At 63.2% G+C, this 12,697-nt stretch carries 12 protein-coding genes; 4 read left to right on the plus strand and 8 right to left on the minus strand.

Annotated elements, in window-relative coordinates; translation table 11 throughout:
* Positions 1-2: 2 nt before the first annotated feature.
* Entirely contained in the window at positions 3-1,052 is a 1,050-nt protein-coding gene (glcE, locus tag ABDW57_RS09930; protein ID WP_343730046.1) for a glycolate oxidase subunit GlcE, read from the plus strand.
* The gene (gene glcF, locus ABDW57_RS09935; RefSeq protein WP_343730047.1) at positions 1,042-2,268 is read left to right on the plus strand and encodes a glycolate oxidase subunit GlcF; all 1,227 of its coding nucleotides are present in this window, start codon (positions 1,042-1,044) and stop codon (positions 2,266-2,268) included. Before glcE ends, glcF begins: the two co-directional genes overlap by 11 nt.
* On the opposite strand, the gene ABDW57_RS09940 is transcribed toward glcF, so the two are convergent.
* The 4 genes from ABDW57_RS09940 to ABDW57_RS09955 form a co-directional block, all read right to left on the minus strand.
* On the minus strand, positions 2,260-4,755 hold the full coding sequence (locus ABDW57_RS09940; RefSeq protein ID WP_343730048.1) for an EAL domain-containing protein: 2,496 nt from the start codon (positions 4,753-4,755) through the stop codon (positions 2,260-2,262). The genes glcF and ABDW57_RS09940 overlap by 9 nt on opposite strands.
* Positions 4,756-4,918: 163 nt before the next feature.
* Positions 4,919-5,404, minus strand: a complete 486-nt coding sequence (locus ABDW57_RS09945; protein ID WP_343730049.1) for a glutathione peroxidase — start codon at positions 5,402-5,404, stop codon at positions 4,919-4,921.
* A complete protein-coding gene (locus ABDW57_RS09950) occupies positions 5,404-6,540 on the minus strand; it encodes a PilT/PilU family type 4a pilus ATPase (protein WP_343730050.1) in 1,137 nt (378 codons plus the stop codon). Before ABDW57_RS09950 ends, ABDW57_RS09945 begins: the two co-directional genes overlap by 1 nt.
* A gap of 106 nt (positions 6,541-6,646) precedes the next feature.
* Complete coding sequence (locus ABDW57_RS09955) at positions 6,647-7,690, minus strand: type IV pilus twitching motility protein PilT (protein ID WP_343730051.1); 1,044 nt, start codon at positions 7,688-7,690, stop codon at positions 6,647-6,649.
* A 61-nt stretch (positions 7,691-7,751) separates the two neighbouring features.
* Between ABDW57_RS09955 and ABDW57_RS09960 the strand changes: the two genes are divergently transcribed.
* A complete protein-coding gene (locus ABDW57_RS09960) occupies positions 7,752-8,456 on the plus strand; it encodes a YggS family pyridoxal phosphate-dependent enzyme (protein ID WP_343730052.1) in 705 nt (234 codons plus the stop codon).
* 3 nt (positions 8,457-8,459) lie between these two features.
* Positions 8,460-9,281, plus strand: coding sequence for a pyrroline-5-carboxylate reductase (gene proC / locus ABDW57_RS09965; protein WP_343730053.1), 822 nt, complete (start codon positions 8,460-8,462; stop codon positions 9,279-9,281).
* On the opposite strand, the gene ABDW57_RS09970 is transcribed toward proC, so the two are convergent.
* The 4 genes from ABDW57_RS09970 to ABDW57_RS09985 all read right to left on the minus strand — a co-directional run bounded on the left by ABDW57_RS09970 (position 9,278) and on the right by ABDW57_RS09985 (position 12,637).
* Positions 9,278-10,408 (minus strand): SO2930 family diheme c-type cytochrome, encoded by a 1,131-nt coding sequence (locus ABDW57_RS09970; RefSeq protein WP_343730054.1) that lies wholly within the window; start codon positions 10,406-10,408, stop codon positions 9,278-9,280. The genes proC and ABDW57_RS09970 overlap by 4 nt on opposite strands.
* Complete coding sequence (locus ABDW57_RS09975; protein WP_343730055.1) at positions 10,405-11,667, minus strand: parallel beta-helix domain-containing protein; 1,263 nt, start codon at positions 11,665-11,667, stop codon at positions 10,405-10,407. Before ABDW57_RS09975 ends, ABDW57_RS09970 begins: the two co-directional genes overlap by 4 nt.
* Positions 11,668-11,735: 68 nt before the next feature.
* Entirely contained in the window at positions 11,736-12,239 is a 504-nt protein-coding gene (locus ABDW57_RS09980) for a hypothetical protein (RefSeq protein ID WP_343730056.1), read from the minus strand.
* 59 nt (positions 12,240-12,298) lie between these two features.
* Entirely contained in the window at positions 12,299-12,637 is a 339-nt protein-coding gene (locus tag ABDW57_RS09985; RefSeq protein ID WP_343730057.1) for a DUF883 domain-containing protein, read from the minus strand.
* Positions 12,638-12,697 lie beyond the last annotated feature (60 nt).

Genomic DNA, 12,697 nt, shown 5'->3' on the forward strand with positions numbered 1-12,697 from the left:
AGATGACTGTCTACGACGATTTCGCCGCCCGTATCCGCACTACGCAAACGCCGCTGCGCATACGTGGCGGCGGCACCAAGGACTGGTATGGCCAGGCGTTGAACGGCGAGGTACTGGATACGCGCGTCAACAGCGGCATTGTGTCTTATGAGCCGACCGAGCTGGTGATCACCGCGCGCTGCGGCACGCCGCTGGCCGAGATCGAGGCATTGCTGGCGCAGCACAACCAGATGCTGGCATTTGAGCCGCCGCGCTACGAGGGATCGACTATCGGCGGTGTGGTGGCCAGCGCGCTGTCCGGCCCGCGTCGAGCCTATGCCGGTGCGGTGCGCGACTTTGTGCTGGGTGCGGTGCTGATGGATGGCCGAGGCGAGATTCTGCGCTTCGGCGGGCAGGTGATGAAGAATGTGGCTGGCTACGATGTTGCGCGCTTGCTGGCCGGTTCGCTCGGCACACTGGGGTTGATACTGGAGGTGTCGCTCAAGGTGCTGCCGGTGCCGCTGCGCGAGGCCAGCCTGCGGTTTGAGATGAGCGAGATCGACGCGCTGCGCCGCTTGAACGAGTGGGCCGGGCAGCCATTGCCGGTGTCTGCCAGTTGCTGGCATCAGGGTGTGTTGTCGCTGCGCTTGTCGGGCGCGGATGCGGCAGTGGAAGCGGCGCAGCGCAAGCTGGGCGGCCAGGCGCTTGCCGATGGCGAGGCTGCGGCTTTCTGGGCATCCCTGCGCGATCAGACGCACGCCTATTTTAATGGCGGCTGCTTGTGGCGCATGTCAGTGCCATCGCATGCCAGTGCGATCATCCTGCGCGGCGAGCAGCTGATGGAATGGGGCGGTGCACAGCGCTGGCTCAAGGTGGATGACGCCGCGCAGGCAGACAGCATACGCCGTACAGTCGCTGCTGCGGGCGGGCATGCGACGCTGTTCCGTGGCGGCGGCAAGAATGTGGGCGTGTTCCATCCACTGGCGCCGGCGGTGGCGAAAATTCACGAACGGCTCAAGCAGTCGTTCGATCCGAACGGCATCTTCAATCCCGGGCGCATGTATGCAAACTAATCTGGCGGACTTCATCAAGAACACCCGTGAAGGTGAAGAGGCCGACGCCATCCTGCGCGCCTGCGTGCACTGCGGCTTTTGCACAGCGACTTGTCCGACCTATCAACTGCTGGGCGATGAGCTGGATGGGCCGCGTGGCCGCATCTATCTGATCAAGCAGGTGCTGGAAGGCGCCGAGGTGACTGCGAAAACGCAGACGCATCTGGATCGCTGTCTCACCTGCCGCAATTGCGAGACTACCTGTCCGTCCGGCGTGAAGTATGGACGGCTGGTGGATATCGGCCGCAAGGTGGTGGAGGATCGGGTGGCGCGTCCGCTGGGTGAGCGGATCAAGCGCAAGGTGCTGGTGGAAGGCCTGACGCGCAAGACCCTGTTTGGCGCGGCGTTGAGGGCTGGGCAGATATTCCGTCCGCTGTTGTCGCCGGCCTTGCAGGACAAGGTGCCGCAGCGTCAGGATGCCGGCGTGTGGCCGGCGCGCGAGCATGCGCGCAAGATGCTGGTGCTGGATGGCTGCGCGCAGCCGGCCATGGCGCCCAATATCAACGCCGCCACCGCGCGCGTGCTGGATGCGCTGGGCGTGCAGCTGATCGTCGCCTCACGGGCTGGCTGCTGCGGCGCGCTGCGTCATCATATGAATGAGCAGGAGGCAGCGCTGGATGACATGCGCCGGAATATCGACGCGTGGTGGCCGTATGTGCAGAACGGTGAAATCGAAGCGGTTGTCATGACCGCCTCTGGCTGTGGCGCCACCGTCAAGGAGTATGGTCATTTGCTGGCGCACGATCCCGCGTATGCGGACAAGGCGGTGCGCATTTCGGCGCTGACGAAAGACCTGAGCGAGATCATGCCGCAGTTTGAGGCGCAGCTGGCGCAGCGTGTGCATGTTGGCGACAAAGGGCGCGTCGCCTATCATCCTCCCTGCACGCTGCAGCACGGCCAGCAGATCCGGGGCAAAGTCGAAGGCGTGTTGCGTGCGGCCGGTATCGATGTGGTGCTGTGTGCAGAGAGCCACCTGTGCTGCGGTTCGGCCGGCAGCTACTCGCTGCTGCAGCCGGAGCTGTCGCTGCAACTGCGCGACCGCAAACTGGCCAACCTGCAAGACACTGGCGCGCACACCATCGTCTCGGCCAACGTCGGCTGCACCGCACACCTGCAATCGGGTACCGACACGCCGGTCATGCACTGGATCGAATTGATCGACAAAGCCTTAAATTAAAGCCAGCTGCGACGTGCCGCCCGCCGGTTCGGTATGCAGATTGAGGATGGGCGGCAGGGTGGCTGCAGCCTGCCACACCGAAGCCGTATCGAAGCTGGCTACCCACGACAGTACGTCATCCGCCGGCATCGGCCGCGCGATGCCATAACCCTGGGCCAGATCGCAGCCCAGCCGCATCAGCATGGCGCCGTGCTCGATGGTCTCGACGCCTTCCGCAATCACGCCAAGGCCAAACGAACGCGCTAGGCCAATCACCGCGCTGACCAGGTACAGATCATCGCGATCCACCAGCATATTGCGTACAAAGCTCTGGTCGATCTTCAGCACATCGGCCGGCAGGCGCTTGAGGTAAGACATGGACGAATAGCCGGTACCAAAATCATCCAGCGCAAAGCTGATGCCCAGCGCCTGGCAGTCCAGCATGATGCTGCGCACATGGGCGATATCGCTCAGCGCCGAGGACTCCAGGATCTCCAGCTCCAGCATGTGCGGCGGCACGTCCGGATATTCGGCCAGGATCGCCGTCAGGCGCTCGACAAAGTCATGACGCTGGAAATGGCGCGCGGCGATATTCACGCTGATGACCCAGTTGGCATCAAACGTGCGCCATGACTGCAGCTGGCACAGCGCCTCGCGCAGCACCCATTCTCCGATATCGACAATCACATCGCTGTGCTCAACGATCGGCAGGAACTCGCCCGGTCCGATGGTGCCGCGTTGCGGATGCTCCCAGCGCAGCAGCGCCTCCATGCCGATGATGCGGCCCTTGCGCATATCCAGTTTGGGCTGGTAGTACAGTACCAGCTCATTGGCGCGCACCGCGTTGCGCACCTCGGTGCGGCGGTTGTGATGGGTGCGTACCTGCTCATCCAGATCGGCGTCGAAGAAGTGATAACGGTTGCGGCCCGTGATCTTGGCCTGGTACAGCGCCTGGTCAGCGTGGCGCAGCAGCGAGTCCGCGCTGATGTCATTGCCGGTATAAACCGCGATGCCGGCACTGGCCGACATGTTGACCGCTTCGCCGTCGCAGACATAGTCGCGCGACAGGGCGGCCATCAGCTTGCCCATGGCGTAATCGATGGCGGCGCGGTCGTTCAGCTCCGGCAGCAGCAGCACGAATTCATCGCCCCCGAGGCGTGCCACGTAGTGGCGCTGTCCGGCGAAATCGTGCAGGCGGCTGGCGGCCTGCTTCAGGATCTCGTCGCCCACCGCCTGGCCCAGCGACTGGTTCACATGCTGGAAGTGATCAAGGTCGAACAGGCATACCGCCAGCAGGTGATTCTGTTCGCGCGCGCGCGCCACCTCCTGCTCGAAACGCATGGCCAGCGCCGCGCGGTTGGGCAAGCCGGTCAGGATGTCGTGATTGCTCTGCCAGGAAATCTGCTGCATCAGCTGGCGGCGCTCGGTCACATCGCGGAACACCAGCACCGAACCCTGAACCTCACCCAGCGGCGTGCGGATAGCGTTGGCGGTGTACTCCACAATGCAGGTCTGGCCCATGCGGTTGCGCAGGCTCTGGTTGCCCACCTTGACCACTTCGCCGCCGGCATAAATCGCCTTCATCGATTTCAACAGCGAGTGCTGGCCGAAGTTATTCGCCAGGACAAAGACCTGATGCAGCTCCATGCCGCGCGCGCTGGACGCCGGCCAGCCGGTCAGCTTCTGCGCCACCTCGTTAATGGTGTCGATCCGTCCGGTCAGGTCGGTGGTGATGACGGCGTCGCCGATCGACGTCAAGGTCACCTCGATGCGGTCCTTCTCCACCTGCAGCTGCTGCTGCGCCAGCAGGGTGCGCGTCAGCTGCGTGCTCAATTCGTTCTGGCTTTGCTGCAGCTTGTGCACCAGCGCCTGCACCCGTTGCGCCATGTTGTTGAAGGTACTGGCCAGCATGCGCGCTTCCAGCGTGCCGCTCACCGGCAGGCGCACATCGTGGTCGCCGTTCTGGAAGCGGTTGGTGGCATCGGCCAGGCGGCGCAGCATGCGCTTGTTGGCGAAGATGATAATCCCCAGCAGCGTATAGATGATGGTGACGTTGACCGCGGAGATCACTGCCTGCTGATGCACGCTGCGCCATACCTGGCCGATGGGCAGCGTGGGCTCAAAGCTCAGCGCCAGCGTGGCGTTACCCAGATCGATGCTGCGGTGGATGGCGCTGATGCGGCTGAAGCGCGGGAACCAGTCAGGATACTCCGCTGCCGCACGCACGCTGCGCAGTGCTTCAAGATGGCCGCCGGCGTAATCCAGGCGCGCCGCCGTGAGATCGGGATTGAGCAGCAGGGACGCCGACAGCGCCGCATCCATGGCGCCGCGATTCGGCGCGGCCAGGATCGGCAGCAGCGTCTTTTGCAGGTGTGCCGCCAGCTCGCCGGCGTCGCGCTGGTAGCGGGTCTCGGCGTAACTGGTTTCGGACTTCAGCATCAGGTGATAGCGCACGCCCACCACCACTGCGATGATGACGAAGATGGGCAGGAACAAGCGCGAATACATCCCCATCCGAAGCCACGGCGAGACTATTTTTCCTAACAAGGACATAGGCAACTGATGTGATAGGAACCAAAGCCCATTATTACGTAAAAGTTAAACTTTTTGACGTTTTTTGGAAAACGTTTTCAATTTTTTTCCCGTTGTCGTGGACATTTTGTTGCGGCGATTATTCCGCCAGCAGCTTTTCAATGTCCGCGATCAGCTCTTCCGGTTTGGTGGACGGGGCGTAGCGGTCGTAGACCGTGCCGTCCTTGCGGATCAGGAACTTGGTGAAGTTCCACTTGATGCCCTCGGTGCCGAGGATGCCGGGCGCGTCCTTCTTCAGTTTCTGGAACAGCGGGTGGGCATTGTCGCCGTTGACGTCGATCTTGGCAAACAGCGGGAAGGTCACGCCGTAATTCTTTTCGCAGAAAGCGCCGATTTCCCCGGCCTGGCCCGGCTCCTGTGCGCCAAACTGGTTGCAGGGGAAGCCCAGCACCTCGACGCCGCGGTCCTTGAACTGCTGGTACACCGCTTCCAGCCCCTTGTACTGCGGCGTGAAGCCGCACTTGCTGGCGGTGTTGACGATCAATAGCACCTTGCCCTGGTACTGGCTCAGGTTGACGGGTTGGCCGGACAGGCTGTCGGCGGAGAAGTCGAAAATAGTGTTCATTAGACGATACCCAAATGTTCGGTGCCGGCCGACAGGTCGCGGTTCTTCGCGGCCTTGCCTTCCAGCTTGATAGCCAGCCGCAGGTCGTTGACGGAGTCCGCGTTGCGCAAGGCGTCTTCGTAGGTGATGAGGTCGGCCTCGTGCAGGTCGAACAGCGACTGGTCGAAGGTCTGCATGCCGAGCTCGCGGGATTTCTTCATCAGCTCCTTGATCTCGTGCACCTGGCCCTTGAAGATCAGGTCCGAAATCAGCGGCGAGTTCAGCATGATCTCGATTGCCACCGCGCGGCCCTTGGATTCCTTCTTCGGAATCAGGCGCTGGGAAATCATGCCCTTCAGGTTGAGCGACAAATCCATCAGCAGCTGCTGGCGGCGTTCCTCGGGGAAGAAGTTGATGATGCGGTCGAGCGCCTGATTGGCGCTGTTGGCGTGCAGGGTGGCCAGGCACAGGTGGCCGGTCTCGGCAAAGGCGATGGCGTGGTCCATGGTTTCGCGGTCGCGGATCTCGCCGATCTGGATCACGTCGGGCGCCTGGCGCAGCGTATTCTTCAGCGCCACCTCCCAGTCGTCGGTATCGACGCCGACTTCGCGCTGGGTGACGATGCAATTCTTGTGCGGGTGGACGTACTCGACCGGATCCTCGATCGTGATGATGTGGCCGTAGCTGTTTTCATTGCGGTAGCCGAGCATGGCGGCCAGCGTGGTCGACTTGCCGGAACCGGTGGCGCCGACCATGATCACCAGGCCGCGCTTGGCCATCACCACATCCTTGAGCACTTCCGGCAGGCCGAGGTCTTCCAGCCTGGGGATCTCGGAGGTGATGGTCCGCAACACCATGCCGACCGAGCTCATCTGCACAAACGCCGAGACGCGGAAGCGGCCGATATCGCCGGGGCTGATGGCGAAATTGGCTTCCTTGGTCAGCTCGAAGCTGGCGGCCTGCTTATCGTTCATGATGGAGCGGGCCAGATCCAGCGTATGGGCGGCGGTCAGCACCTGTGACGACACCGGCGTCATCTTGCCATCGATCTTGATTGCGGGCGGGAAGCCGGCGGTGATGAACAAGTCCGAGCCCTTCTTCGCCAACATCAGGCGCAGCAGATCGAACATGAATTTGGAGGCCTGATCGCGTTCCATAATAATCCTTTCAATCCGGGGTCAGGTCCGTCATTTCTACACGGCCTCTGCTGTAGCGTACGCTACAGCAGAGGCCGTGTAGAAATGACGGACCTGACCCCGGAGTTTAGCCGGGGAAGTTTTCCGGGGTTTTGGCGGCGCTGCGGGCGGCGGCGGCGCTGATGATGTTGCGGCGGACCAGGTCGGTCAGGTTCTGGTCCAGGGTCTGCATGCCAACCCCGCTGCCGGTCTGGATCGCGGAGTACATCTGCGCCACTTTCGCTTCGCGGATCAGGTTGCGGATCGCCGGCGTCGCCACCATGATTTCGTGCGCCGCCACGCGGCCGGCGCCATCCTTGGTTTTCAGCAGGGTTTGCGAGATCACGGCCTGCAGCGATTCCGACAGCATGGCGCGCACCATTTCCTTTTCATCGGCCGGGAACACGTCGACGATACGGTCGATGGTTTTCGCCGCCGACGAGGTGTGCAGGGTGCCAAACACCAGGTGGCCGGTCTCCGCCGCCGACAGCGCCAGGCGGATGGTTTCCAGGTCGCGCAGCTCGCCCACCAGGATCGCGTCCGGGTCTTCGCGCAGCGCCGAGCGCAGCGCGTTGTTGAAGGACAGCGTGTGCGGCCCCACCTCGCGCTGGTTGATCAGGCATTTCTTGGATTCGTGCACGAATTCGATCGGGTCTTCAATCGTCAGGATGTGGCCGTACTCGTTTTCGTTGAGGTGGTTGATCATCGCCGCCAGCGTGGTCGATTTGCCGGAGCCGGTCGGACCGGTCACCAGCACCAGGCCGCGCGGTTTGAGCGCGAAGTCGGCAAAGATCTTGGGCGCGTTCAGGTCTTCCAGGCTGAGGATCTTGGACGGGATGGTGCGCAGCACCGCCGAGGCGCCGCGCTCCTGGTTGTAGGCGTTGACGCGGAAGCGCGCCAGCCCCGGAATCGCAAACGAGAAGTCGATCTCCAGCATTTCCTCGTACACCTTGCGCTGGCCATCGTTCATGATGTCATAGATCATGCCGTGCACGTCTTTGTGCTCCAGCGGCGGCAGGTTGATGCGGCGCACGTCGCCGTGCACCCGTATCATCGGCGGCAAGCCGGCCGACAGGTGCAGGTCCGAGGCCTTGTTCTTGACAGAGAATGCGAGTAGTTCGGAGATGTCCATTTATAATCCCTGCTGAATATTGCCCGAGTGGCCCAGTTTTAACGCTTTTGACTCGATGATTATGTCCCCGATCCGCCAGAACTTGCAAGCAATCACCGCGACAATTGTTGCCTCAGCCCAAGAATCGGGCCGGCAGCCGGATACGGTGCGGTTGCTGGCCGTGTCCAAAACCTTTGGCCCGGAGGCGGTGCAGGAAGCCGTGGCGGCCGGCCAGCGCGCCTTTGGCGAGAATTATCTGCAGGAGGGCCTGGACAAGATCCGCGCACTGAATGATGCCGGCGCGCCGCCGCTGGAGTGGCATTTCATCGGCCCGATCCAGAGCAACAAGACGCGCCCGATCGCCGAGCATTTCGCGTGGGTGCACACCGTCGAGCGCGAAAAGATTGCCGCGCGGCTGTCCGAGCAGCGGCCGGCCGGCATGCCGCCGCTGCAGATCTGCCTGCAGGTAAATATCAGCGGCGAGGCCAGCAAGAGCGGCGTCGCCCCGCAAGCAGTGGCGCAGCTGGCCCATCAGGTCGCCGCGCTGCCGAATCTGACCTTGCGCGGCCTGATGGCGATCCCCGAGCCGGCCGTGGCATTTGAGCAGCAGCGCGCGGCTTTCGCCCGCCTGCGCGCTCTGTACGAACAACTGCGGGCCGACGGGCTGGCGCTCGATACGCTGTCGATGGGCATGTCGGCCGACATGCGGGCGGCGATCTTCGAAGGCGCAACCATTGTGCGCGTCGGCAGCGCGATTTTTGGCGCACGAAACTACAACAAGGCTTGAGACATGAACATTGCATTTATCGGCGGCGGCAACATGGCCGCCGCCCTGATCGCCGGATTGGCCAACAAGTTGACCGATGGGGCCAACATCCATGTGGTCGATCCGAACGCGGACGCGCTGGCGCGCCTGCACCAGCAGTACGGCGTGACCACGGCGCCCGCCACCGACGCGGCAGTGTCGGCCGCCGATGTGATTGTGCTGGCGGTGAAACCGCAGAGCATGCGCGAGGTGGCGGCACAGTTGCTGCCGTTTATCGATCCGGCCAGGCAGCCGCTGCTGGTCTCGATCGCGGCCGGCATCCGCGGCGCCGATCTGTCGCGCTGGCTCGGCGGCTATGGCGCCATCGTGCGCTGCATGCCGAACACGCCGGCCCTGATCGGCATGGGCATCACCGGCATGGTCGCCATGCCGGGCGTGAGCGAAGCGCAGACCCGGGCCGCCGACGACATCCTGCGCGCGGTGGGCGAGACTGTCTGGCTGGATGACGAAGGCAAGATCGATGTGGTGACGGCGGTATCGGGCAGCGGCCCGGCCTATGTGTTTTACTTCATCGAAGCGATGCAGCAGGCGGCCGGAGAAATGGGCCTGAGCGCGGAGCAGGGCACGCAGCTGGCGCTGGCCACCTTTGCCGGCGCGGCGCAACTGGCGACCCGCAGCAGCGAACCGGTGTCCTTGCTGCGCGAGCGCGTCACCTCCAAAGGCGGCACCACCTATGCCGCCCTGACCAGCATGGAGGCCAGCGGCGTCAAGGCCGCCATCGTCACCGCCCTGAAAGCCGCCGCCGCCCGCGGCAAGGAGCTGGGCGACGAGCTCGGCGCCGCCTAGGTTTTGCTGTCGCAGCCTTGCTTCATGGCTGCGATCCATGCGCGGATCAGGGCTACGCCTTCCTTGTGGACTGAGCTGCGGCCCAGTTCCGGCATCATGACGCCCGGCTCGGCCGAGTTCAGGCGGTACAGCATGATGGAGTCGTCCGGCAGGCCGGGGGTAATGTCGTGGCTGCGGCCGCCCGTGCCGGCGCCCGCGGCGACCGGCGGTTTGCACAGGCCCAGATGCAGGTCGGCCGGTGCGCCCATTTGCAGATGCAGCGCGGTGGTGTTGGCCGCGCCTTTGTCGTTGTGGCAGTGGGCGCAGTTGATGTCGAGGTAGGCGCGGGCGCGGGCATCGACGCTTTGCGTGCTGTCATGCCAGTTGGCGTTGCGCGGCACGCCGTCTGCCGGCACGCCTTTCAGATAGCCCACGCGCACCAGGTAGTCCAGCTGGTTGGTGCTGACGCCGTCATACGTGTAGTTGCGGTTCAGGTGGCGCGCCTTTGGCCCGATCGGCTGGAACTGGCGCGACTTCACATCCGCCACATGGCAGGACGCGCACTGGTTGACGTTCGGCACCACGTAGGTCAGCTTGTTGCTGCGCTTGTCTTGGTGGATCACCTCCAGCGGAATCTGGTCGCCGGTGCGCGACAGCACGGCGTCGGTCTGCTCGGCATTCCACACGTAGGGCAGGGCGATCCAGCCGCTGGCGCGCTTCACCAGCAGGCGTGTTTCGATCAGGCGCACTTTGCTGGTGTCCAGCCGGTCGCCGTCGCTGTCGTAGGTGGCCAGCACGGTCTTGCCATCGGCGCCTTTGGGATAGTAGAAGGTCTTGCTGATGATGGTGCCGACCGGGAAATCAAAGGTGGCGTCGGCGTGGTAGGCCGCGCTCTGGCCTTTCGGCATCCACACCGTGCGCAGCTTGTGCGCGTAGTCGGTGAACAGCGGCGTGTTCAGGTCGTACGGCACCACATCCTTGTTGAGGTTCAGCTTGCCGCTGGCGACCGCCATCAAATGCCAGTCGCTGAGTTTGTCCGGATTGCCCGCGGCGATGAAGCTGACCGGCGCCTGGCTTTGCGTGCATGCCGTCAGCGCGAGCACGCACGCCGCCCCCAGCAGCGGACGCGTGAGGAAGGTCGGCATCATGACTGGGCGCCGAGTTGGGCGATGGTGACCGGCGGCAGCTTGGCCAGCGCGCAGCGGAACGGCGCGCTGTCCTTGCTTGGATTCTTGTATTTGTTGGGACCGTCGGCATTCAGCACGTCGGCATCTTTTTGCACGCAGATGCGCTGCTCGGCCGGCAGCACGCCTTTGACCATCAGCCTGGTATCGACGTAGCCGTCCCACAGCACGTCCGGCAGATGGCCGCTCAGGCCGTACATGGCGATCTTCAGCGCTTTCAGGTCCAGGCCATCCGGCGAATCGCCACCGCCCTTGAAGCGGTTGTCGTAGACATAGATCGCTTTCGGATACGGATCGTAGCCGGCCGCCACGCCTTTTTCGGTGTAGTAGCCGGTGGAGTGGTAGCTGGAAATGATGACGTTGGCGGTCTGGTTGTCGATCACGTCGTTGTCGAAAATCTCCACCTTGGAATTGGAGTTGATGACGATGCCGGAACCGGCCGGCACGCTGGCCACGGCCGTGCCCTTGGCGGCAAAGTTGCCGAGATTGTTTTTCTCGACCTTGTTCTTGTACACGCGCGTGCTGTGGCCGGCCTGCGACAGGTTGGGCATGTTGAACACCAGGATGCCGCCGGTGTTGTTGGTGGCGACGTTCTCGTAGACATCGGCATTGACGGTGTTTTCGATCTCGATCCCTGCCACATTGCCCTCGGCGCGCGAGCGGCGCACGATCACGCCGTTGGACTGGCCGACATAGATGCCGGCGTCGGACGCGCCGATCGCCACGCTGTCCTCGATCAGCACGTTTTTGGTCTTGACCGGATAGATGCCGTAGGCGCCATTGGTCACTTTCGGGCCACCGGTCCATTGCACCTTGACCTTGCGTACGGTGATGGTGTCGCCGTCATTGATCTTCAGGCCGTCGCCCTTGGAGTCTTCAATGGTGAGGTTTTCGATGGTGAAGCCGTTGCCATACACCAGCAAGCCTTCCGGCCCGGTGACCTGGCCTTTGAACGACAACACGGTTTGGTCCATGCCGGCGCCGCGGATGGTGACGCCGTCGCCGCGCAGGGTGAGGCCGGAGGTGAGGTGGTAGTTGCCGGCCGGGATGTCGATCACGCTGCCGGGCTTGGCGTCCAGCAGCTGCTCCTGCAGTTGCTTCTGGAAGGCCGCATCGGCGCTGACCTTTTCCGCCGATGGCGCCGGGCCGTCGGTCTTGGTGCAGGCGCTCAACAGCACGCCGATGGCACCATACAGTGCAATGACGCGTAACGCTCCGTTCATCTGCTGCCTCCCCTTCATTTTGGTTTTATGAAACGAGTATAACAGTATGTTTTGCGCGGTTACTTCAACTACATGCTGCCGCTTTTGCCGCGTTTGAGGTCGAGCGCGAGCGCCGCCTGGCGCAGCCGGCCGTTGCGGCGCAGGTAGGCAAATGCGGCGCGGGTGTCGTACATCAGCTGGTAATGGTAGTAGTTGATCTGCTCGGCCGCGACCAGGGCCAGCACACAGCCGGCCCACCACAGATCTTCCGTGGTGACCGCCGCGCTGCGCTGCGTGATCAGGGCCAGCACGGCGCCGATGCCGATCACATTGGAATATTTGAAGATCTGGTAAAGCCGTTGGAAACATCCCGGCAAGGGCTGATGCCGGGTCACGGTCTGCAGCTTCAGATGCCAGTACAGCGCGCCCTGCAGCAGGACATAGCTCATCAGCGCCGCGGCTGCGATGCGCAAGTCCCACGCCACCGGCCCCTCGGTCCTGCGCCAGTCGTTCCAGAACAGCAGCGGCAGGAACACGGCGCAGAAAGTCTCCGCATTGCGCAGATACTTTATCCGGGATTGTAGTGCGTGCATGTTTGCATCCTCGCTGTGTTGGTGCAGCGAGGATAGCATATTGGCAATATTGTGAGGGGTTATTTGCGGGACAGCAGCATGCCAACCACAACGCCCAGCGCGACGCCGATGCCGGCGGCTTGCCACGGATGCTCGCGCACGAAGAGATTGACGTTGTCGGCGGCGTCGCGGCTGTGGGCCAGGAAGCTCTCTTCCAGCTTGCGCAAGTCGCTGCGGGCGGTGCGCAGGGTGTCGTCAAAGCGGGCGCGGGTTTCGCTGCGGACGCCGGTTTCTTCGCCGGCGCTGTCCTGCAGCCATTTTTCCGCTTCGCCGATGGTGTGCTGCAGATCGTCCATCAGACGGTCGCGCACGGTCGCGCTGGCGGCCTGGGTTTCTGCGATGGTGTTGTTATGTTCCATGGGGGTGACCTCGTTAAAAATTAGCCAGTGTAAGTATCGACGATGTCACCGTTTTGCGCC

It is taken from the genome of Duganella sp., assembly GCF_039595735.1.
Taxonomy (GTDB): domain Bacteria; phylum Pseudomonadota; class Gammaproteobacteria; order Burkholderiales; family Burkholderiaceae_D; genus Rugamonas.

Coding starts and splice junctions, on each gene's coding strand:
- glcF (WP_343730047.1), top strand. CDS start 1,042: ATGCAAACTAATCTGGCGGACTTCATCAAGAACACCCGTGAAGGTGAA.
- proC (WP_343730053.1), top strand. CDS start 8,460: ATGAACATTGCATTTATCGGCGGCGGCAACATGGCCGCCGCCCTGATC.
- ABDW57_RS09985 (WP_343730057.1), bottom strand. CDS start 12,637: ATGGAACATAACAACACCATCGCAGAAACCCAGGCCGCCAGCGCGACC.
- glcE (WP_343730046.1), top strand. CDS start 3: ATGACTGTCTACGACGATTTCGCCGCCCGTATCCGCACTACGCAAACG.
- ABDW57_RS09960 (WP_343730052.1), top strand. CDS start 7,752: ATGTCCCCGATCCGCCAGAACTTGCAAGCAATCACCGCGACAATTGTT.
- ABDW57_RS09980 (WP_343730056.1), bottom strand. CDS start 12,239: ATGCACGCACTACAATCCCGGATAAAGTATCTGCGCAATGCGGAGACT.
- ABDW57_RS09940 (WP_343730048.1), bottom strand. CDS start 4,755: ATGTATTCGCGCTTGTTCCTGCCCATCTTCGTCATCATCGCAGTGGTG.
- ABDW57_RS09970 (WP_343730054.1), bottom strand. CDS start 10,408: ATGATGCCGACCTTCCTCACGCGTCCGCTGCTGGGGGCGGCGTGCGTG.
- ABDW57_RS09945 (WP_343730049.1), bottom strand. CDS start 5,404: ATGAACACTATTTTCGACTTCTCCGCCGACAGCCTGTCCGGCCAACCC.
- ABDW57_RS09955 (WP_343730051.1), bottom strand. CDS start 7,690: ATGGACATCTCCGAACTACTCGCATTCTCTGTCAAGAACAAGGCCTCG.
- ABDW57_RS09950 (WP_343730050.1), bottom strand. CDS start 6,540: ATGGAACGCGATCAGGCCTCCAAATTCATGTTCGATCTGCTGCGCCTG.
- ABDW57_RS09975 (WP_343730055.1), bottom strand. CDS start 11,667: ATGAACGGAGCGTTACGCGTCATTGCACTGTATGGTGCCATCGGCGTG.